The 19,499-nt window shown below is 62.6% G+C and carries 21 protein-coding genes; 16 read left to right on the forward strand and 5 right to left on the reverse strand.

The window, feature by feature from the left end; genetic code table 11:
- The first annotated feature begins 2 nt into the window (after positions 1-2).
- From fghA to rpoS, 7 genes are all read left to right on the forward strand, one after another.
- On the forward strand, positions 3-857 hold the full coding sequence (gene fghA, locus HU770_RS02400; RefSeq protein ID WP_186654505.1) for an S-formylglutathione hydrolase: 855 nt from the start codon (positions 3-5) through the stop codon (positions 855-857).
- Positions 858-921: 64 nt separating this feature from the next.
- Positions 922-1,395 (forward strand): 2-C-methyl-D-erythritol 2,4-cyclodiphosphate synthase, encoded by a 474-nt coding sequence (ispF, locus tag HU770_RS02405; protein ID WP_033700858.1) that lies wholly within the window; start codon positions 922-924, stop codon positions 1,393-1,395.
- Positions 1,392-2,450, forward strand: a complete 1,059-nt coding sequence (gene truD, locus HU770_RS02410; protein WP_047581644.1) for a tRNA pseudouridine(13) synthase TruD — start codon at positions 1,392-1,394, stop codon at positions 2,448-2,450. Before ispF ends, truD begins: the two co-directional genes overlap by 4 nt.
- A complete protein-coding gene (surE, locus tag HU770_RS02415) occupies positions 2,438-3,187 on the forward strand; it encodes a 5'/3'-nucleotidase SurE (protein WP_186662978.1) in 750 nt (249 codons plus the stop codon). Before truD ends, surE begins: the two co-directional genes overlap by 13 nt.
- Positions 3,188-3,222: 35 nt before the next feature.
- Entirely contained in the window at positions 3,223-3,861 is a 639-nt protein-coding gene (locus HU770_RS02420; RefSeq protein ID WP_186654682.1) for a protein-L-isoaspartate(D-aspartate) O-methyltransferase, read from the forward strand.
- Between the two features lie 193 nt (positions 3,862-4,054).
- Entirely contained in the window at positions 4,055-4,912 is an 858-nt protein-coding gene (locus HU770_RS02425; protein WP_047581647.1) for a peptidoglycan DD-metalloendopeptidase family protein, read from the forward strand.
- Between the two features lie 108 nt (positions 4,913-5,020).
- A complete protein-coding gene (gene rpoS / locus HU770_RS02430; RefSeq protein WP_033700853.1) occupies positions 5,021-6,028 on the forward strand; it encodes an RNA polymerase sigma factor RpoS in 1,008 nt (335 codons plus the stop codon).
- Between the two features lie 500 nt (positions 6,029-6,528).
- On the opposite strand, the gene fdxA is transcribed toward rpoS, so the two are convergent.
- Together fdxA and mutS are read right to left on the reverse strand one after the other, a co-directional pair.
- The gene (fdxA, locus tag HU770_RS02435; RefSeq protein ID WP_027595821.1) at positions 6,529-6,852 is read right to left on the reverse strand and encodes a ferredoxin FdxA; all 324 of its coding nucleotides are present in this window, start codon (positions 6,850-6,852) and stop codon (positions 6,529-6,531) included.
- A gap of 140 nt (positions 6,853-6,992) precedes the next feature.
- Positions 6,993-9,566, reverse strand: a complete 2,574-nt coding sequence (gene mutS, locus HU770_RS02440) for a DNA mismatch repair protein MutS (RefSeq protein WP_033700852.1) — start codon at positions 9,564-9,566, stop codon at positions 6,993-6,995.
- Between the two features lie 184 nt (positions 9,567-9,750).
- Between mutS and HU770_RS02445 the strand changes: the two genes are divergently transcribed.
- From HU770_RS02445 to recX, 4 genes are all read left to right on the forward strand, one after another.
- The gene (locus tag HU770_RS02445; protein ID WP_186662979.1) at positions 9,751-10,818 is read left to right on the forward strand and encodes a hypothetical protein; all 1,068 of its coding nucleotides are present in this window, start codon (positions 9,751-9,753) and stop codon (positions 10,816-10,818) included.
- A gap of 54 nt (positions 10,819-10,872) precedes the next feature.
- Positions 10,873-11,355, forward strand: a complete 483-nt coding sequence (locus HU770_RS02450; RefSeq protein ID WP_186662980.1) for a CinA family protein — start codon at positions 10,873-10,875, stop codon at positions 11,353-11,355.
- Between the two features lie 103 nt (positions 11,356-11,458).
- Positions 11,459-12,526 carry a recombinase RecA gene (gene recA, locus HU770_RS02455; RefSeq protein WP_033700849.1) on the forward strand — a complete coding sequence of 356 codons (1,068 nt, stop codon included), beginning with the start codon at positions 11,459-11,461 and terminating at the stop codon, positions 12,524-12,526.
- Positions 12,527-12,548: 22 nt separating this feature from the next.
- On the forward strand, positions 12,549-13,019 hold the full coding sequence (gene recX, locus HU770_RS02460) for a recombination regulator RecX (RefSeq protein WP_186662981.1): 471 nt from the start codon (positions 12,549-12,551) through the stop codon (positions 13,017-13,019).
- Between the two features lie 307 nt (positions 13,020-13,326).
- Here the strand turns inward: recX and HU770_RS02465 are convergent, their stop codons facing one another.
- The gene (locus tag HU770_RS02465; RefSeq protein ID WP_033700846.1) at positions 13,327-14,445 is read right to left on the reverse strand and encodes an LOG family protein; all 1,119 of its coding nucleotides are present in this window, start codon (positions 14,443-14,445) and stop codon (positions 13,327-13,329) included.
- Between the two features lie 304 nt (positions 14,446-14,749).
- Between HU770_RS02465 and HU770_RS02470 the strand changes: the two genes are divergently transcribed.
- Positions 14,750-14,962, forward strand: coding sequence for a hypothetical protein (locus HU770_RS02470; protein WP_033700845.1), 213 nt, complete (start codon positions 14,750-14,752; stop codon positions 14,960-14,962).
- 9 nt (positions 14,963-14,971) lie between these two features.
- Here HU770_RS02470 and HU770_RS02475 read toward each other — a convergent pair whose 3' ends face one another.
- Positions 14,972-15,391 (reverse strand): quorum-sensing-regulated virulence factor family protein, encoded by a 420-nt coding sequence (locus HU770_RS02475; protein ID WP_033700844.1) that lies wholly within the window; start codon positions 15,389-15,391, stop codon positions 14,972-14,974.
- 217 nt (positions 15,392-15,608) lie between these two features.
- On the opposite strand from HU770_RS02475, the gene HU770_RS02480 reads away from it, so the two are divergent.
- From HU770_RS02480 to HU770_RS02490, 3 genes are all read left to right on the forward strand, one after another.
- A complete protein-coding gene (locus tag HU770_RS02480; RefSeq protein ID WP_033700842.1) occupies positions 15,609-16,319 on the forward strand; it encodes a tRNA-uridine aminocarboxypropyltransferase in 711 nt (236 codons plus the stop codon).
- Between the two features lie 223 nt (positions 16,320-16,542).
- On the forward strand, positions 16,543-17,193 hold the full coding sequence (gene erdR / locus HU770_RS02485) for a response regulator transcription factor ErdR (RefSeq protein WP_027595831.1): 651 nt from the start codon (positions 16,543-16,545) through the stop codon (positions 17,191-17,193).
- 73 nt (positions 17,194-17,266) lie between these two features.
- Positions 17,267-17,629, forward strand: coding sequence for a diacylglycerol kinase (locus HU770_RS02490; protein ID WP_027595832.1), 363 nt, complete (start codon positions 17,267-17,269; stop codon positions 17,627-17,629).
- Here the strand turns inward: HU770_RS02490 and finR are convergent.
- Positions 17,626-18,552, reverse strand: coding sequence for a LysR family transcriptional regulator FinR (gene finR / locus HU770_RS02495; protein WP_033700841.1), 927 nt, complete (start codon positions 18,550-18,552; stop codon positions 17,626-17,628). The genes HU770_RS02490 and finR overlap by 4 nt on opposite strands.
- A gap of 120 nt (positions 18,553-18,672) precedes the next feature.
- Between finR and fpr the strand changes: the two genes are divergently transcribed.
- Positions 18,673-19,452 carry a ferredoxin-NADP reductase gene (fpr, locus tag HU770_RS02500; protein ID WP_033700840.1) on the forward strand — a complete coding sequence of 260 codons (780 nt, stop codon included), beginning with the start codon at positions 18,673-18,675 and terminating at the stop codon, positions 19,450-19,452.
- Positions 19,453-19,499: the final 47 nt, after the last annotated feature.

Below are 19,499 nucleotides of genomic sequence, written 5' to 3' on the forward strand. Positions count from 1 at the left end.
CCATGAGCCTGGACAACATCTCTTGCCAGAAGAGCTTCGGCGGCTGGCACAAGCGGTACCGTCATCACTCCAAGGTGCTCGGCTGCGACATGGTGTTTGCCGTGTACCTGCCGCCACAGGCCGAACAGGGCGCGAAGCTGCCGGTGCTGTACTGGCTCAGCGGCCTGACCTGCACCGACGAGAACTTCATGCAGAAGGCCGGCGCCCAGCGCCTGGCTGCCGAGCTTGGGCTCATCATCGTCGCACCCGACACCAGCCCGCGTGGCGAGCAGGTGCCCGGCGACCCCGACGGCGCGTGGGACTTTGGCCTGGGGGCCGGCTTCTACCTCAATGCCACCCAGCAACCCTGGGCGCAGCATTACCGCATGCATGACTACGTGGTGGAGGAGCTGCCAGCCCTGATCGAGGCGCACTTCCCGGCGTCCGACCAGCGCAGCATCAGTGGCCACTCGATGGGGGGGCATGGCGCATTGGTGTGTGCCTTGCGCAACCCGGGGCGCTACCGCTCGGTATCGGCGTTTTCGCCCATCAGCAACCCGATGGATTGCCCGTGGGGCGAAAAGGCCTTCAGCCGCTTCCTGGGTGACGATCGTGCACGCTGGCGCGAGTGGGATGCCAGTGTGCTGCTGGCGGAAACGCCTGCAGGCAGCTGCCCACCGTTGCTGGTGGATCAGGGCGACCGTGACGACTTCCTCGAGAAGCAGCTCAAGCCCGAGGCGCTGGAGCAAGCGGCGCGCAAAGGTGGGCATGAGCTGACCCTGCGTCTGCAGCCTGGCTATGACCACAGCTACTACTTCATCGCCAGCTTCATCGACGCGCACTTGCGCCATCACGCGGCGGCACTGGGGCGGGTATAAGCGCAGCCCCAATACGGCACAAAGCAGGTAGAATCACGCCCTGACTCAATCAGGGCGTTTTTCTATGCGTATTGGCCATGGCTACGATGTGCACCGTTTCTGTGACGGTGATTTCATTACCCTGGGCGGGGTCCGTATCCCCCACAAACATGGCCTTCTGGCCCACTCCGACGGTGACGTGCTGCTGCACGCCCTCAGCGATGCCTTGCTCGGTGCCGCTGCGTTGGGTGACATTGGCAAGCACTTCCCCGATACCGACCCGCAGTTCAAGGGCGCCGACAGCCGTGCCTTGTTGCGCCATGTGGTCGGCATCGTCCAGGGCAAGGGCTGGAAGGTGGGCAACGTCGACGCCACCATCGTCGCCCAGGCACCGAAAATGGCGCCGCACATCGAGACCATGCGCCAGTTGATCGCCGAGGACCTGCAGGTGGAACTCGACCAAGTCAACGTCAAGGCCACCACCACCGAGAAGCTGGGCTTCACCGGCCGTGAGGAGGGTATCGCCGTGCACGCGGTGGCCCTGCTGCTGCCAGCATGACCGAACTGGAACTGCTGGGCCCGCGCGCATCGGGCGAACCCCTGGGGACTGCGGTACTCAAGGCCGTGGCTGAAGACTTCCAGGTCGACGAGGTGCTGGACATTCCGTTGTCCGGCCAAGGTGAGCACCTGTGGCTGTGGGTTGAAAAACGCGACCTCAACACCGAAGAAGCCGCCCGCCGACTGGCTCGCGCCGCTGGCGTACCGGCCCGTTCGATCAGCTATGCCGGGCTCAAGGACCGCCAGGCCCTGACCCGCCAGTGGTTCAGCCTGCACCTGCCCGGCAAGGCCGACCCCGACCTGTCGCGTGCCGAGGATGCCAGCCTGCGCGTGCTCAAACAGGTACGCCACCAGCGCAAGCTGCAGCGTGGCGCGCATTCGGCCAACGGCTTCACCCTGCGCCTGACCGGCCTTGCCGCCGATCATCAGGCGCTGGACGCGCGCCTGGAAGCGCTCAAGCAGCACGGTGTGCCGAACTACTTCGGCAGCCAGCGCTTCGGCCATGCTGGTGGCAATGTCCACGACGCGCTCGACTGGGCCGCACGCAAAGCCCTGCCCGAGCAGCGCAACGTGCGTTCGCGCCTGCTCTCGGCGGGGCGCAGCTACCTGTTCAACCAGATCCTCGCGGCCCGTGTTGCAGACGGTAGCTGGGCACGTGCGCAGGTCGGTGACCTCCTGGCATTCACCACTAGCCGTAGTTTCTTTCCTGCTACAGAGCAGGAATGTTCAGATCCGCGGCTGGATATTCTCGATCTGCATCCCACCGGTGCGTTGTGGGGCGAGGGCGAAACGCCCGCCGCAGGCGCCACTGGCGAGTTGGAAGCGGCAATTGCGGCACGGCAGCCGGCACTTTGCCATTGGCTGGCCCAAGCGGGCATGGATCACGAACGGCGCATTCTGCGGCTCCCTATTGGCGGCCTGACGTGGCATTATCCGGAGCCTGATATCCTGCAACTGGAATTCGTCCTTCCGGCCGGATGCTTCGCCACTGTAGTAGTGCGCGAAGTCGTGGATCTGGTGCCGGCAGGGCAGACGGACAGCCCATGCGTATTCTGATTTCGAACGACGACGGTGTTACCGCACCAGGCCTCGCCGCGCTGCATGCTGCGCTGGTGGATTACGCCGAGTGCGTGGTAATTGCCCCGGATCAAGACAAGAGCGGCGCCAGCAGTTCGCTGACGCTGGACCGGCCGCTGCATCCGCAGACCCTGGCCAACGGCTTCATCAGCCTCAACGGCACGCCGACCGACTGCGTGCACCTGGGGCTCAACGGGCTGTTGGCGCAGACGCCGGACATGGTGGTGTCGGGGATCAACCTGGGGGCCAACCTGGGCGACGACGTGCTGTATTCGGGCACGGTCGCCGCCGCGCTGGAAGGCCGCTTCCTGGGCAACACGTCGCTGGCGTTTTCGTTGCTGTCGCGCCAGCCCGACAACCTGCCCACCGCAGCCTACATCGCCCGGCGCCTGGTGGAGGCGCAGTCGCGCCTGCAGTTGCCGCCGCGTACCGTGCTCAACGTCAACATTCCCAACCTGCCGCTGGAGCATATCCGTGGCATCCAGCTCACCCGCCTCGGTCACCGGGCGCGGGCGGCGGCACCGACCAAGGTGGTCAACCCGCGCGGCAAGGAAGGTTACTGGATTGCCGTGGCTGGTGATGCGGAGGACGGTGGCCCTGGCACGGACTTCCACGCGGTGATGCAAGGCTACGTATCGATCACCCCGCTGCAACTCGACCGCACCTTCAACGATGCTTTCGAACAGCTCGACGGTTGGCTGGAGGACCTGCTCTGATGCGCGAGGACGATATGCTGCGCCGGGGTATCGGCATGACCTCCCAGCGCACCCGGGAGCGGCTGATACAGCGCCTGTGCGAAGAGGGCGTGTCGAACACCAAGGTGCTCGACGCGATCCGCCGTACCCCGCGCCACCTGTTCGTCGACGAGGCCTTGGCGCATCGCGCCTACGAAGACACCGCACTGCCTATCGGCCACAACCAGACCATCTCGCAGCCGTTCATGGTGGCGCACATGAGCGAACTGCTGCTAGAGGCAGGGCCGCTGGACAAGGTGCTGGAGATCGGCACTGGCTCGGGTTACCAGACGGCGATACTTGCCCAACTGGTCGAGCGGGTGTTCTCGGTGGAGCGCATCAAGGTGCTGCAGGATCGCGCCAAGGAGCGCCTGGTGGAGCTGAACCTGCGTAACGTGGTGTTCCGCTGGGGGGATGGTTGCGAGGGCTGGCAGGCGTTGGCACCCTACAATGGCATCATCGTCACCGCAGTGGCGCCCGAAGTGCCACAAGCACTGCTCGACCAGTTGGCGCCAGGCGGGCGCATGGTGATTCCGGTGGGCCCGGCAGGCGAGGCGCAGCAGTTGATGCTGATCGTGCGCGAGGAACACGGGTTCTCCCGGCGTGTCCTCGGGGCCGTGCGCTTCGTGCCGTTGCTCAATGGTCCGCTGGCCTGAACCACGGAATATTTACGGCAGCGACGAATTCTTGCGCTATCGCCCTGTCTATCTGGCGGGGTGATTCGCTATGGCGCTGCCGGTAGCGGGCTTTTGCAGCCGCCCACCTAATGCAGGTGGGCTCGGTTATAATTGCAACAATATTGCATTTCTTATCGTTATTTCGGTATTCGGCACCATGAGGGGAGCGCGGGTGGGGCACACAGGCATTCGGCAGCGCAAGGATTGGGCGGGTTTCAAGCTTCTGGTGCTTGCACTGGCCATGGGCACCTTGCTGGCGGGTTGCTCCAGCACCAGCTCGACGAGTGCGCGGGTGGTCGACCGTAACAATGCAGCGCCCAAGCGGCCGACGGTGACCTCCGGGCAATACATCGTCAAGCCGGGCGATACGCTGTTCTCCATCGCCTTCCGTTATGGCTGGGACTACAAGGAGCTGGCTGCCCGTAACGGCATCCCGGCGCCGTATACCATTCGCCCCGGCCAGCCGATTCGATTCAGCAGTGGTTCCACGGGCAGCACCACGGTGGTGTCCAGCCCGTCGTCCTCGAGCAAGACCACGGTCATCCGTCGGCCTGTTGGCAGCGCCGGCAGCGCACCTGCCAGTACCACCAAGCCGGCAACCACGGCCCCGACAACCCCTGCGCCGGTGGTGGCTACCGTGCCGGCTGCAGAGCGTGCGGTAGGGGGCTGGACCTGGCCGGCCAACGGCGTGCTGATTGGAAAATTTGCTTCAAACGGTAGTTTGAATAAAGGCATTGATATCGCCGGTGATTTGGGACAGCCTGTTTTTGCTGCGTCTGGTGGTGCAGTGGTCTACGCCGGGAGTGGCTTGCGGGGCTACGGCGAGCTGATCATCATCAAGCACAGCGATACCTACGTCAGTGCCTACGGTCACAACCGCAGGCTTTTGGTTCGGGAGGGGCAGCAGGTCAAGGCTGGGCAGTCGATTGCTGAAATGGGGTCCACGGGCACTGATCGGGTGAAGCTGCATTTCGAGATTCGCCGCCAGGGCAAACCCGTCGATCCACTCCAGTTCCTGCCACGCCGTTGATTGTTGTACCCGGCCTGTTCCTGTGATGTAGAGGGGACAGGCTCCAGCGCTGCCAGGGATACAGGTGCCGCTCGAGTCTGAGTTCGAACTCAGCAAAGGACTATAACAATGGCTCTCAATAAAGAAGCGCCGGAGTTTGACATCGACGATGACGTCCTCCTAATGGAGACGGGCATCGTTTTGGAAACGGATGTGGTGTCAGACGAACCTGCTGTACCTTCGGTTCGGACCAGGGCCAAGTCCGGCTCTTCGCTCAAGCAGCACAAGTACATCGATTACACTCGGGCACTTGATGCTACCCAGTTGTACCTCAACGAAATCGGCTTCTCGCCTCTGCTGTCGCCGGAGGAGGAAGTGCATTTTGCGCGCCTGTCGCAAAAAGGCGACCCCGCCGGCCGCAAGCGCATGATCGAAAGCAACCTGCGCCTGGTTGTCAAAATTGCCCGTCGTTACGTGAATCGCGGCCTGTCGTTGCTCGACCTGATCGAGGAAGGCAACCTGGGGCTGATCCGCGCGGTCGAGAAGTTCGACCCGGAGCGTGGTTTCCGTTTCTCGACCTATGCGACCTGGTGGATTCGCCAGACCATCGAGCGGGCGATCATGAACCAGACCCGCACCATTCGCCTGCCGATCCATGTGGTCAAGGAACTCAACGTTTACCTGCGTGCCGCGCGGGAGCTGACCCAGAAGCTCGACCACGAGCCTTCGCCAGAAGAAATCGCCACCTTGCTGGAGAAGCCTGTCGCTGAGGTCAAGCGCATGCTGGGGCTCAATGAGCGGGTTTCGTCGGTGGACGTTTCCCTTGGCCCAGACTCGGACAAGACGCTGCTCGATACCCTCACCGATGACCGCCCGACCGACCCGTGTGAGCTGCTGCAGGATGACGACCTGTCGCAGAGCATCGATCAGTGGTTGGGAGAGCTGACCGACAAGCAGCGCGAGGTGGTAGTGCGTCGCTTTGGTCTGCGCGGGCACGAGAGTAGCACCTTGGAGGATGTTGGCCTGGAGATCGGCCTGACCCGTGAGCGTGTACGGCAGATCCAGGTAGAGGGGCTCAAGCGTCTGCGCGAGATCCTCGAGAAGAACGGTCTGTCCAGCGAGTCGTTGTTCCAGTAACACGCTGTTCGCAAGCACAAGACGCCCCGATAGTTCGGGGCGTTTTTGTATGCGCGCAACAGCACTGCTGCACCGTATCTGCCAGCCGGCATTGTGTAATGCGCCACCCCAGTAACATTGCGTGTAAGCGATTGCTTACTTGTTGTGTAAGCAATCTATGCAACCATCAGTAAATCATTGTCGTTTTCAGATCCGGTTTAATCTTAACTCATTGAAAAACATGATTTATTTGGATGCGAGGAAATGTGTCCACGGCAATATCCTGTGAGGTTCTGCGGTTGTCTGCCCCCCTGAAATCGCTAGTATTCGAACTGTGCACACGGACATGCACAGGCTTTCAGGGAGAAGGCCAAGGACATCGCAAGAAGCGATTTCATCAGGACGATGTTTGGGACAATCAGGGACTACGGAAAAAATGTGGGCGGGTCAAACCGCCCCTTTTTTTTGCCTGCTGAAAATGAAAAAAGGCCCGCATGGGCCTTTTTCGTTTCCGGGCGCTATCAGCGCTCCAGGTCTGCAATCTTGCCAGTCTTGCCATCCCATTCTTCAGCGTCGGGCAGGGCGTCCTTACGCTCGGTGATGTTTGGCCAGATTTCCGCCAGTTCGGCGTTCAGCTCGATGAAGTTCTCCATGCCCGATGGCACTTCGTCTTCCGAGAAGATGGCTTGCGCTGGGCATTCCGGCTCGCACAGTGCGCAGTCGATGCACTCGTCCGGGTGGATGACCAGGAAGTTCGGGCCTTCGTAGAAGCAGTCCACCGGACAGACTTCCACGCAGTCGGTGTATTTGCATTTGATGCAGTTGTCGGTGACGACGAAGGTCATTTCTAGTTCTCTCCTCAGGCGACGGCGGCGGCCCTTCCTCTCAGGGCCGCGCGGTTTACGGGTATGTGGCTGCAGGCCAGGCTAATAACCTGCAGCACCAGCAAACCGCGGCGGATTCTACCAGCTTGTAGTGGGCGCCGTTATAACAGGTTCTTTAGTTGATATAGCATTTCGATAGCTTGGCGCGGGGTCATGTCGTCCAGGTCCAGCTTGCCCAGCTTCTCGATGGCCGGGTGTGGCAGGCTGGCGAACAGATCGCTCTGGTGCGGGACGTGTAGCGCGTCCTTGGCCTTTGTGCTGTGCGGCTGCTCGTGCGGCAGGCTCGCCGTTTCCAGGCGGCCCAGGTGCTCGCGGGCACGCTGGATCACGGCAGTGGGCACCCCGGCCAGTTGGGCCACGGCCAGGCCATAGCTTTGGCTGGCAGGGCCTGGCAGTACGTGGTGCAGGAAGACGATTCGCTCGTTGTGCTCGGTGGCATTCAAGTGCACGTTGGCCACCAGCGGTTCGCTCTCCGGTAGTACCGTGAGTTCGAAGTAGTGCGTGGCGAACAGCGTGTAGGCGCGCAGCTGGGCCAGGCGCTCGGCGGCGGCCCAGGCCAGCGACAGGCCGTCGAAGGTGCTGGTGCCGCGGCCTACTTCGTCCATCAGCACCAGGCTGCGGTCGGTGGCGTTGTGCAGAATATTGGCGGTTTCACTCATCTCGACCATGAAGGTCGAGCGCCCGCCGGCCAGGTCATCACTGGAGCCGATACGGGTGAAGATACGGTCCACCAGCGACAGCTCGCACTGGGCTGCCGGTACGAAGCTGCCGATGTGCGCCATCAGCACGATCAGTGCGGTCTGGCGCATGTAGGTGGACTTACCGCCCATGTTCGGGCCGGTGATGATCAGCATGCGGGTGCTGTTGTCCAGGCCCAGGTCGTTGGCCACGAACGGCGTGGTCAACACTTGCTCGACCACCGGATGCCGGCCCTGTTCGATGCGCAGGCACGGCTCGTCGACGAAGCGGGGGCAGTTCAGGTCAAGGTTCAGTGCGCGCTCGGCGAGGTTGCTCAGCACGTCCAGCTCGGCCAGGGCGGCGGCGCTGTCCTGCAGCGGTGCCAGGTGGCTGATCAGGGTTTCGAGCAAGGCATCGTAGAGCATCTTCTCGCGGGCCAGGGCGCGGCTCTTGGCCGACAGTGCCTTGTCCTCGAACGCCTTGAGCTCCGGCGTGATGAAGCGCTCTGCGCCCTTGAGGGTCTGGCGGCGAATGTAGTCGCCCGGAGCCTGTTCGGCCTGCTTGGTCGGCAGTTCGATGAAGTAGCCGTGCACGCGGTTGTAGCCGACCTTGAGGTTGGCAAGGCCGGTACGGGCCTTCTCGCGGGCTTCCAGGTCGATCAGGAACTGGCCAGCGTTCTCGCTGATCGCCAGCAGCTCGTCCAGCTCATTGTCGTAGCCGGCCTTGAGCACGCCGCCGTCACGGATCACCGCCGGCGGGTTGTCGACCACTGCCCGCTCCAGCAGGCTGGCCAGCTCCGGGTAGGTGCCGGTGATGGCCGCCAGGCGCGCCAGGTGCGGCGCTTCCAGTTCGGCCATGGCGTTCTGCAGCTCGGGCAGGGCGCCGAGGGCATCACGCAGACGGGCGAGGTCGCGTGGGCGGGCATTGCGCAGGCCGATACGGGCGAGGATCCGCTCGATGTCGCCGATTTCCTTGAGCTGCGGCTGCAGCTTTTCGAAGCGGTAGCCGTCGAGCAGGCAGCGGATAGAGTCCTGGCGCGCCTGCAGCACCTTGAGGTCACGCAGCGGGCGGTTCAGCCAGCGGCTCAGCAAGCGGCTGGCCATGGCGGTTTGGCAGCGGTCGATCACCGACTGCAGGGTGTTGTCGCGCCCGCCCGCCAGGTTGATGTCCAGCTCCAGGTTGCGGCGGCTGGCGCCGTCGAGGATCACCGTGTCGTCCAGGCGTTCGTGGCGCAGGCTGCGCAGGTGCGGCAGGGCAGTACGCTGGGTTTCCTTGGCGTAGGTCAGCAGGCAGCCGGCAGCGCCAATGGCCAGGGTCAGCTTGTCGCAGCCAAAGCCCTTGAGGTCTTTGGTTGCGAACTGCTGGCACAACGCCTTGCGTGCCGAGTCGCGGTCGAAGTCCCAAGGCGCACGGCGGCGCGCGCCGGGGCGCTTCTCAGCGGGCAGGTCGCGCGGCCAGTCGTCGGGGATCAGCAGCTCGACCGGGTTGATGCGTTCGAGCTCGGCCAGCAGGTTTTCCCAGCCCTTGATCTCCTGCACGCTGAAGTTGCCACTGGTGATATCCAGCACCGCCAGGCCAAACAGGCGCTCATCGCCCAGCAGCGCGGCGATCAGGTTGTCGCGGCGCTCGTCGAGCAGCGCTTCGTCGCTGACCGTGCCGGGGGTGATGATGCGCACCACCTGGCGTTCCACCGGGCCCTTGCTGGTGGCTGGGTCGCCAATCTGCTCGCAGATCACCACCGATTCGCCGAGCTTCACCAGTTTGGCCAGGTAACCTTCGAGCGAATGGAAGGGAATGCCGCACATGGGGATGGACTGGCCCGCCGACTGACCGCGCGCGGTCAGCGTGATATCCAGCAGTTTCGCGGCTTTCTTCGCATCTTCGTAGAAGATCTCGTAAAAGTCGCCCATGCGGTAGAACATCAGCTGGTCCGGGTGCTGGTGCTTCAGCTTCCAGTACTGCTGCATCATCGGGGTGTGTGCGGAGAGATCAGACATTCAGGGCCTTACAGCGGGTGATCTGGTTGGCGATGGTAAAACCGGCAATGGTACAGGCTTTTTCATCCAGATGCAGGCGGCTGCGGTAGGGCATGTGCGCGCAGTTCGGCGGGCAGTGATGGAGCTTCGCCGATTACTCCACTAGAATGCTCGGCCTTTTTGCCTGCCCCCAGCCGTGACGTAGATGAACCTGTCCAGCAGTGTCCCTTATGTAAAGCAACAGCTGATCTACCTCCTTTATGGTGAGCGCCGGATTTATCAGCTGGAGGCCAAGTTCAGCATCCTCACAGCCCTGGCTCGCTGCAAGCCGGCCGAGCTGCCGGTGATCCGTGTGCTGACCGACCAGCCGCAGGCCTTCGCAGGGTGGCCCGTCGAGGTGATCGCGCTGGATGAGCAGACGCTGCACGCCTGGACCGGGGACGGTGGCTACACGCATCGGCGCAAGGCCTGCGCCATTGCCTATGCCGGGCAATGGGCGGACAAGACGGTGTTCATCGATACCGACACGGTCTTCCTGCAAACGCCGCAGAAGCTGTTCAGCCAAGTAGATGTCGGGCAGTACCTGGTGGACGAAATCGAGATGAGCTGGGCCGAGGCGTCACGCAGTGACTACTACCGGGGCTTCACCACAGGGCTTGCCCGTGATGGCGCTGCGCCGGCCGACGAGCTGCTGCTGTGCAACAGCGGCGTCATGGGCTTTACCCGTGACAACGCCGGTATCGCCGAGCGTGCGATCCAGCGTATCGATGCATGGACACCCTACGCGCAAGCGTTGCACACCATCGAGCAGATCGCTTTCTCGTTCGAGTTGCACGGTGCGCAGATCAACCAGGCGCGTGGCGTGATCAGCCACTACTTTGCAATGAAGCAATACATCCACGCCATCCTCGAGATCTTCTTCGCCCGTCACGGTGAACATTTTGCAGCCAAGATGCCTGGCCTGGCCTTGAAGGTGCCGGCGCATCGCCCGGTGCCGTCCTGGCTCAACCGGCTATCGGTCAAGTGGAGCCTCAAGCGCGTGCCACCAGAGCTGCGCGGTATCGGCCGCAAGCTTCTTTATGGCAGTGTCATCGGCCGTGACGATTACCAGCGTGCTTGCAAGGTGATCTGGTGGCGTTCGGCGATCGAGGACATGCGCAAGCTGGGCGGCCTGGATTGGACCCAGGAGTGGCCAGCCGGGCTGCCTCGCCTTGGGCCGCGCGACGAGCTTGCGTTCAGTGCGATTGCCCGGGACAGCCTGAAGGTTTCCTGAGGCTGTACTGGTCATGGGGTGGTAGGGTAGTGCCCAGTCTTCAAGGAGCCTGACATGGACCCGATCACCACGCTTGCCGCCCGCCTGGGCGAACACCTGCGCCGCTTCAACGCCCAGGTGACCACTGCCGAATCCTGCACCGGCGGCGGCATCGCCGAGGCCATCACCCGCATTCCCGGCAGTTCGGCCTGGTTCGAAGCCGGCTACGTGACCTACTCCAATACCCAGAAAACCCGCCAGCTGCGGGTGCCCGAGGCGCTGTTCGGCCAGGTGGGTGCGGTCAGCCAGGAAGTGGTCGAAGCCATGGCCCGGGGGGCGCAAGCCGCCAGCGGCGCACGGTTTGCGGTGGCGGTGAGCGGGGTGGCTGGGCCAGACGGTGGCTCGCCGGCCAAACCGGTGGGCACCGTGTGGCTGGCCTGGGCCGATGGCAGCCATGTCTTCAGCGAACGCCGCCAGTTTGACGGCGACCGCGATGCGGTGCGCCGACAAACGGTGATCGCCGCGCTAGACGGCTTGTTACAGCTTGGTGCCGAGTAAATCGACGACAGGGGTTTGCTCGCGCGCTTCGCTGTGGAATAATACTGGCTACTTATACAGGTATTCCGGCCATCAGGGCCAAGTCGAACACGTGAGGATTTCAATGGACGACAACAAGAAACGCGCCTTGGCTGCGGCCCTGGGTCAGATCGAACGCCAATTCGGCAAGGGCGCGGTCATGCGCATGGGCGACCACGAGCGCACTGGCATCCCGGCCATCTCCACCGGTTCCCTGGGCCTGGACATTGCCCTCGGTATCGGCGGCCTGCCAAAAGGCCGTATCGTCGAAATCTACGGCCCGGAGTCCTCGGGTAAAACCACCCTGACCCTGTCGGTCATCGCCGAAGCCCAGAAGAACGGCGCCACCTGCGCCTTCGTCGACGCCGAGCACGCCCTCGACCCGGAATACGCCGGCAAGCTGGGTGTCAACGTCGACGACCTGCTGGTTTCGCAGCCGGACACTGGCGAGCAGGCCCTGGAAATCACCGACATGCTGGTGCGTTCCAACGCGGTTGACGTGATCATCGTCGACTCCGTGGCTGCTCTGGTCCCCAAGGCCGAGATCGAAGGCGAGATGGGTGACATGCACGTGGGTCTGCAGGCCCGTCTGATGTCGCAGGCGCTGCGCAAGATCACCGGTAACATCAAGAACGCCAACTGCCTGGTCATCTTCATCAACCAGATCCGTATGAAGATCGGCGTGATGTTCGGCAGCCCGGAAACCACCACCGGTGGTAACGCCCTGAAGTTCTACGCCTCCGTGCGCCTGGACATCCGCCGTACCGGCGCGGTCAAGGAAGGCGACGAAGTGGTCGGCAGCGAAACCCGCGTCAAGATCGTCAAGAACAAGGTCTCGCCGCCGTTCCGTCAGGCCGAGTTCCAGATCCTCTACGGCAAGGGCATCTACCGCAACGGCGAGATCATCGACCTGGGTGTTTCTCAGGGGCTGGTGGAGAAATCCGGTGCCTGGTACGCCTACCAGGGCAACAAGATCGGCCAAGGTAAAGCCAACGCCGCCAAGTACCTGGCTGAGAACCCGGCCATTGGCGCCGAGATCGAGAAGCAGATCCGCGAGAAGCTGCTCAAGGCTGGTGCTGCCGCCGAAGCAGGCAAGGCTGCCGCAGTCGAGGCCAAGGCCGACGACGTGGCTGATGCCGAAGCCGGTTATTGATAGCGGTTGTAGTTAGCCGATTATGTCCGCCGTACTCGACACCCCCGTCGCCATTCGGCGGACAGCCATGGACCTGCTCGCGCGACGTGAGCATGGTCGCGTCGAGCTGACGCGCAAGTTGCGTCAGCGCGGCGCTTCGGATGAGTTGATCGAGCCCGAGCTCGACCGGCTCGCCGAAGAAGGGCTGCTCAGCGAAGCCCGCTACCTCGAAAGCTTCATCCGGTATCGCTCCAATTCCGGCTATGGCCCTGCGCGTATACGCGAAGAGCTTGGCCAGCGCGGCCTGGCGCGTGGCGATATCGATCAGGCATTGCGTGAAAGCGGTGTGGACTGGGCGCAGCGGCTGATGGATGTCTGGCAGCGCAAGTTTGCCGGCCAGCGCCCCCATGACCCCCGCAGCCGTGGTCAGCAGACCCGCTTTCTGGCCTACCGTGGTTTCTCCATGGAGATGATCAGCCGGTTGCTTAGTGGTCGCGACCTCGACGATTACTGAAACCTCACGGTTCCCTGTAGGAGCGGCCTTGCGTCGCGAAAGGGGCGCGTAGCGGCCCCAGGTTCTGTGTCGTTGCAGAGGGGCCGCTACGCAGCCCTTTCGCGACCTCGACGATTACTGAAACCTCACGGTTTCCTGGAGCGGCCTTGCCGGGGCGCCGGACCGGTCGGAAAGGGGCGCGTAGCGGCCCCAGGTTCTGTGTCGTTGCAGAGGGGCCGCTGCGCAGCCCTTTCGCGACGCAAGGCCGCTCCTACAGAGGCCGCGATATTCGCAGAGGCCGATTTACCCCTACCCGGCGGTGGGTGGTTCAATTGACCTTCAACGCCTCCCTGGCCCGCTGGGTCGTGTGCATGGGCTGCGGCTTGGCCCAGTTCTCCGGCAGGTTGATGAAGTCCACCAGCTCGCGCAGCCGGCCCTGGTCGCGGCCGTTGAAGGCGAACGACAGCCGGGTCAGGTGGCTGAAGTTACCTACCTCATGCTCCGCGCCGCTGTCGGCGTGCTGGTGGTACTTGCCACTCAGGCGCAAATCGGCGAAACCTTCCTGAATGTCATACAGCGCAGCCTCGCTGAGCGGGTGATGCATGCGGATCACGAACTGGTTCTTCAGCCAGCGGCTGGAGTGGTAGTTGCTGTAGAACTGGTTGATTTCCTCCACCGCCTCATCGGCGCTGTGCACCAGGCGCACCAACTTGAGGTCGCTGGGCAGGATGTAGCGGTTCTCTTCGAGCTGGCGGCTGATGAAGGCCAGGCAATCGCGCCAGAAGCTGCCACCGGGTGAGTCGAGCAACACCACCGGCACCAAAGGGCTCTTGCCGGTCTGGATCAGGGTGAGCACTTCGAGTGCTTCATCCAGCGTGCCGAACCCGCCCGGGCAGAGCACCAGGCCATCGGCTTCCTTGACGAAAAACAGCTTGCGAATGAAGAAGAAGTGGAAGGGCAACAGTTTGTCGGTGCCGTCCACCGTGGGGTTGGCATGTTGCTCGAAGGGCAGGGTGATGTTGAAGCCCAGGCTGTGTTCGCTGCCGGCCCCTTCGTGGGCTGCAGCCATGATGCCACCACCGGCGCCAGTAATGACCATCAGGTCGGAGCGGGCCAGGGTGGCGCCCAGCTCGCGGGCCAGGGCGTACATCGGGTGTTCCAGTGGCGTTCGGGCCGAGCCGAATACTGTCACCTTGCGTCGGCCCTTGTAGCGTTCCAGGGCGCGGAACGAGTGGTCCAGCTCGCGCAACGCCTGCAGGGTGATCTTGGCACTCCAGCGATCGGTGTCGTCGTGGGCCATGCGCAGGATGGTCAGCATCATGTCGCGGTACAGGGGCAGATTGGGGCTGTTCGGTGCAACGAGTTGCAGTTGTTCGTCGATCTTGCTCAGGTCGATGTTGTTGTCCCTGAAATGATTGAACAACAGCTCATTGGGTTGGTAAGGCATTCAACGTCTCCTTCTGCAGCAAAACCTCTGACCGGGTCGATGGGGTGTCCCGGCCGCGACACTGCATGCGTCGCTGGCTGCTGATGCTCGAGTGTGCAGTTCGAGCGTTGCAGTAGGCCTTCACGGCCAGGGTGCAGTAGCAATCAATCCATCTCGTCGATTCGGGTGTACTCGATATCAATCTAGACCCTCGCGCCTGATCGTGCCGCAGTCATTGCAGCCGCCGCTGGTCGGCGCGCACCCAATGGCGCTGAGGGTTTGGTTAACTGGGGAAGCGAAACGTATCGATGCAGGAGGTGGCGGTATGCATCGCTTGATCATCGAGGTGGACCAGCAGCTCTATCAGCAGCTGGAAAATGCGGCGCAGGTGCACCACCTGAGCCTTGAGGCAGAGTGTCGTCGCAGGCTTTCGGAGCTGGAGTGCCAGTCACGCTATCTACAGGCGCTTCTGGCAGAATTGCGCGCCGATGCCGAAGAAGAGCAGTGGCGCGCGCCTGATGACCAGCGGGTGGTCTAGGTCATCGGTTTACTTCTTTTTGTTGCCCGCAACGCAGCTGGCGGCATCGAATGCCTGGTCCATGACTGGTTGGTTGGTCTTGTACACCGTGAAGCGATAGACCATCACAGCGCCCTTGGACATCAGGTTACGGTAACCGCTGTTACGGCAAACGCTGTCTCCCAGTTGGCTGCGGACTTGTTCCGGGTTGCCCTGCATGCGCTCGGCATGGCTTTGGCGCACGCTCAGGTGGTTGACCAGGGCCTTGCCTTCGACGGTGTAGCCTTGGTCGAGGATGTCTTCGTTGACGGCGCGGGGCGTGCCGACGCTGCTCTCTTTGGCGACCTTTTGCAGCATCTTGTTCAGATCGTAGTCCTGCTTGGACGCCGCCTGGGCCGCCAGAGGCAGGGTGAGCAAAAGGCTCAAGGTCGGGACGATAAGGCGCAGCATGTATCTCTCCTGGTTCATTGACTGGCGGTTTGACATGCGCCGGCAGGTGGCGTTCCCTGAGGGTCGCTTGACGGCTGGTCGGGTGCGCCAAAGTGTCGATTATAAGGGGCCGGCCAGTCCCGCTGCACGGCAAATGACGCCCGCTCTGGTAGACTTGCGTTTTGAGTTTCCGAGCCCTCGCAGTGTCCATCTTCAACCTTTCCAAAGGCCTGCCAGCATGAGCCACGCGGTAGCGCGCCTGCGCGCCGAACGCCTGGCCCGCAGCAACAAGCCGTTCATTGCCCGGGGTTCTCGGGCCGTCCGTTGCCCGCAATGCCGGGTCATTGCCAGCCATTGCCTGTGTGCCTGGAAGCCCCGGGTGCCGGCGGAGTCGGGTGTGTGCCTGTTGATGCACGACACTGAGCCACTCAAACCGACCAACACCGGTTGGCTGATTGCCGACCTGGTCGAGGACACCTCGGCCTTCGGCTGGCAGCGCACTGCAGTCGATGACAACCTGCTGGCGCTGCTCGAACAGCCTCAATGGCAGCCCTATATCGTCTTCCCCGGCGAGTTCGTTGCCCAAGAGCGGGTAGTCAACCAGGTGGTGCGCGAGCCCGGTAAACGGCCGTTGTTCATACTGCTCGACGCCACTTGGACCGAGGCGCGCAAGATGTTTCGCAAGAGCCCCTACCTGGACCGTTTCCCGGTGCTGAGCCTTGAAGCCGAACAGATGTCGCGCTACCGCTTGCGCCGTTCCAAGCGTGACGACCACTTCTGCACGGCGGAAGTGGCCGCCATGTGCCTGGAACTGGCTGGCGATCAGCGTGCCTCGCAGGCCCTGGACGCCTACCTGGACGTGTTCAGCCTGCACTACCTGAGCGCCAAGCGGCATTTGCCGCTGGACGAGCAGGACGACGCGCATCAGCGTTTGCATACCTTCCTATAGTCCAAGGGGCAGTGATGCCGGATTGGTTCATAATGACGGGGCTGGCAGCCAGGGTGGGCGAGGACGGCAGGGCAATTGTCTTGACCACCCCGACCGTGCTCGGCATCCTTGGCGCCGATTCGGGCACGCCGAAAATGCTGTTACCCCGGACTTTGCCGTGCCTTTCCGCCAAGCGCCCTGACTACCCCGCACGCGCCTGGCACAGAACAGGATCCTTAGATCGATGGCCACTTACGAAATCCTGATTGCCGATGACCACCCGCTGTTTCGTGGCGCCCTGCGCCAGGCTGTTACCCTGGGCCTTGGCGCCGATGTACGCCTGGTTGAAGTTGCGAGCATTGCCGAACTGGAAACCCGCCTGAGCGAGAAAGCCGACTGGGATTTGGTGCTGTTGGACCTCAACATGCCGGGCGCCTATGGCTTCTCCGGGCTGGTCCTGTTGCGTGGGCAATACCCGCAGATCCCCGTGGTGATGGTATCGGCGCAGGAAGAAGCAGCGGTTGTGGTCAAGTCGCGCGAATTTGGCGCCAGTGGCTTCATCCCCAAGTCCAGCCCGCTGGAAGTGATTCAGGACGCCGTGCGCAAGGTGCTGGACGGCGAGGTCTGGTGGCCACCGCAGGCGTTCGAGAAAGTCGACGTTTCGGCTGAGGCCAAGGCCGCCAGCGAAGGGCTGGCCAGCCTCACGCCGCAGCAGTTCCGCGTACTGACCATGGTTTGTGAAGGTTTGCTGAACAAGCAGATCGCCTACGAGCTCAGCGTCTCGGAGGCCACCATCAAGGCCCACGTGACGGCGATCTTCCGCAAGCTGGGCGTGCGTACTCGCACCCAGGCGGCCTTGTTGCTGCAACAACTTGAATCGGTTGCCAGCCACTAACTGCCTGCCTCTTCACGCTTTTTTGACCCACGCTGGATTAGTCTGCCGGCCTTTTATCGGTGAAGTGACGCACATGTCGCCATTCAAAGGCCAGACCGGCCTCAAACGCATCTTCAACGCCGCCGGCTATTCGCTGGACGGCTTGCGCGCTGCCTTCAAGGGCGAGGCCGCGTTCCGTCAGCTGGTCCTGCTCAACGTGCTGCTGATCCCGACGGCCTTCTGGCTGCCGGTCAGCCGCGCAGAGCGGGCGATCATGATCGCGGTGTGCCTGCTGGGCCTGATCGTCGAGCTGTTCAACTCGGCGGTGGAAGCCGCCATCGACCGTATTTCGCTTGAGCGCCACCCCTTGTCGAAAAACGCCAAGGACATGGGCAGCGCCGCGCAACTGGTGGCGCTGACCATGGTTGCCCTGGTCTGGGGTGTGATTCTGCTCTAGGCGATTGGTGGCAGCACGATCTCGTCACTGCGGGTAAAGCCCGCGGTGAAGTTGCGGCACAACTCAAGAAACTCGCGCATGGCCGACGTCTGGTACTTCTGCTTGTGCCAGATGAAGTAGAACTGGCGCATCAAGTCCAGCTCCGGCGTTTCCACCGGTACCAGGCTGCCGCGGCGGAACGCATCGCGCAGGGCCAGGCGCGAGATGCAGCCGATGCCCAGGCCTGATTCCACCGCGCGCTTGATGGCCTCGGTATGTTCCAGTTCCAGGCGGATGTTGAGGTTGGCGCGATGATGGCGCATGGCCTGGTCAAAGGTCAGGCGTGTACCGGAGCCCTGCTCGCGAAGAATCCAGGCTTCCTGGGACAATGTCTGGATATCCGCGTGGCCTAGCGTCGCCAAGGGGTGTTGTGGCGCGCAGAACACTACCAGCTCGTCCTCGACCCAAGGCTGAACTTCAAGGTCAGGGTGGTTGCAATCGCCTTCGATCAGACCCAGATCAATTTCGTAGTGGGCGACCTGGTGCACGATATGCGCAGTGTTCTGCACGTGCAGCTTGACCTGGCTTTCCGGGTGCACCTGCATGAAGCTGCCGATCAGCAGGGTCGCCAGGTAGTTGCCGATGGTCAGTGTGGCGCCGACCGCCAGCGAACCGAAGGCGGACTTGCCATTGAGCAGGTCTTCGATTTCCTTGGCCTGGTCGAGCAGGGCCACGGCCTGCGGCAGCAGTTGATGGCCCAGGGCGTTGAGGCTCAGGCGTTTGCCGGCGCGATCGAACAGCTGACAGCTGGATTGGCGCTCAAGCTCGGTGATGGAGGTGCTGGCAGCCGACTGCGACAGCGACAGCAGGCCGGCGGCTCGAGAGACGCTTTGATGCTGGGCCACGGCGACGAAGACTTGAAGCTGACGGAGTGTGAATCGCATATCTATATAACCGATAACACATATCTTGATAATTCAGTTAACAGATATTGTCGCTGCCCCTAAACTATCGCGCAACTGCGCGTTTTGCGCGCGCTGCGTCTTTCTTCAGGAGCCCCATCGATGAGCAACATGAACCACGAACGTGTCCTCAGTGTGCACCACTGGAACGACACTCTGTTCAGCTTCAAGTGCACCCGTGACCCGGGCCTGCGCTTCGAGAACGGTCAGTTCGTGATGATCGGCCTGCAGCAGGAAACCGGTCGCCCGCTCATGCGCGCCTATTCCATCGCCTCGCCGAACTGGGAAGAGCACCTGGAGTTCTTCAGCATCAAGGTGCCGGACGGCCCGCTGACTTCCCAGTTGCAGCACTTGAAGGAAGGCGACGAGATCATCATCAGCAAGAAGCCTACCGGTACCTTGGTCCTCGACGACCTGAACCCGGGCAAGCACCTCTACCTGCTGAGCACCGGCACTGGCCTGGCCCCTTTCATGAGCGTCATCCAGGACCCGGAAACCTACGAGCGCTTCGAGAAGGTGATCCTGGTTCACGGCGTGCGTTACGTGAACGAGGTGGCCTACCGCGAGTTCATCACCGAGCACCTGCCGCAGAACGAGTTCTTCGGTGAGTCGGTACGCGACAAGCTGATCTACTACCCGACCGTGACCCGCGAGCCGTTCGAGAACCAGGGCCGACTGACCGACCTGATGCGCAGCGGCAAACTGTTCAGCGACATCGGCCTGCCGCCGATCAACCCGCAGGACGACCGCGCGATGATCTGCGGCAGCCCAAGCATGCTGGATGAGACCAGCGAAGTGCTGGACAGCTTCGGCCTGAAAGTCTCCGCCCGTATGCGTGAGCCGGGTGACTACCTGATCGAGCGTGCCTTCGTCGAGAAGTAAGGCGCAGGCTGGTACGAAAAAGGCGACCCTCGGGTCGCCTTTTTTTT

Source organism: Pseudomonas sp. SWRI68, from assembly GCF_014269165.1.
Classification (GTDB): Bacteria; Pseudomonadota; Gammaproteobacteria; order Pseudomonadales; family Pseudomonadaceae; genus Aquipseudomonas; species Aquipseudomonas capeferrum.

Excerpts from the sequence above, each read along its gene's own strand:
- recA (WP_033700849.1), top strand. The coding sequence starts at position 11,459 with ATGGACGACAACAAGAAACGCGCCTTGGCTGCGGCCCTGGGTCAGATC.
- HU770_RS02450 (WP_186662980.1), top strand. The coding sequence starts at position 10,873 with ATGGACCCGATCACCACGCTTGCCGCCCGCCTGGGCGAACACCTGCGC.
- HU770_RS02490 (WP_027595832.1), top strand. The coding sequence starts at position 17,267 with ATGTCGCCATTCAAAGGCCAGACCGGCCTCAAACGCATCTTCAACGCC.
- rpoS (WP_033700853.1), top strand. The coding sequence starts at position 5,021 with ATGGCTCTCAATAAAGAAGCGCCGGAGTTTGACATCGACGATGACGTC.
- mutS (WP_033700852.1), bottom strand. The coding sequence starts at position 9,566 with ATGTCTGATCTCTCCGCACACACCCCGATGATGCAGCAGTACTGGAAG.
- ispF (WP_033700858.1), top strand. The coding sequence starts at position 922 with ATGCGTATTGGCCATGGCTACGATGTGCACCGTTTCTGTGACGGTGAT.
- fdxA (WP_027595821.1), bottom strand. The coding sequence starts at position 6,852 with ATGACCTTCGTCGTCACCGACAACTGCATCAAATGCAAATACACCGAC.
- HU770_RS02470 (WP_033700845.1), top strand. The coding sequence starts at position 14,750 with ATGCATCGCTTGATCATCGAGGTGGACCAGCAGCTCTATCAGCAGCTG.
- truD (WP_047581644.1), top strand. The coding sequence starts at position 1,392 with ATGACCGAACTGGAACTGCTGGGCCCGCGCGCATCGGGCGAACCCCTG.
- HU770_RS02465 (WP_033700846.1), bottom strand. The coding sequence starts at position 14,445 with ATGCCTTACCAACCCAATGAGCTGTTGTTCAATCATTTCAGGGACAAC.
- finR (WP_033700841.1), bottom strand. The coding sequence starts at position 18,552 with ATGCGATTCACACTCCGTCAGCTTCAAGTCTTCGTCGCCGTGGCCCAG.
- erdR (WP_027595831.1), top strand. The coding sequence starts at position 16,543 with ATGGCCACTTACGAAATCCTGATTGCCGATGACCACCCGCTGTTTCGT.
- surE (WP_186662978.1), top strand. The coding sequence starts at position 2,438 with ATGCGTATTCTGATTTCGAACGACGACGGTGTTACCGCACCAGGCCTC.
- HU770_RS02445 (WP_186662979.1), top strand. The coding sequence starts at position 9,751 with ATGAACCTGTCCAGCAGTGTCCCTTATGTAAAGCAACAGCTGATCTAC.
- fpr (WP_033700840.1), top strand. The coding sequence starts at position 18,673 with ATGAGCAACATGAACCACGAACGTGTCCTCAGTGTGCACCACTGGAAC.
- HU770_RS02475 (WP_033700844.1), bottom strand. The coding sequence starts at position 15,391 with ATGCTGCGCCTTATCGTCCCGACCTTGAGCCTTTTGCTCACCCTGCCT.
- HU770_RS02420 (WP_186654682.1), top strand. The coding sequence starts at position 3,223 with ATGACCTCCCAGCGCACCCGGGAGCGGCTGATACAGCGCCTGTGCGAA.
- fghA (WP_186654505.1), top strand. The coding sequence starts at position 3 with ATGAGCCTGGACAACATCTCTTGCCAGAAGAGCTTCGGCGGCTGGCAC.
- HU770_RS02480 (WP_033700842.1), top strand. The coding sequence starts at position 15,609 with ATGAGCCACGCGGTAGCGCGCCTGCGCGCCGAACGCCTGGCCCGCAGC.
- recX (WP_186662981.1), top strand. The coding sequence starts at position 12,549 with ATGTCCGCCGTACTCGACACCCCCGTCGCCATTCGGCGGACAGCCATG.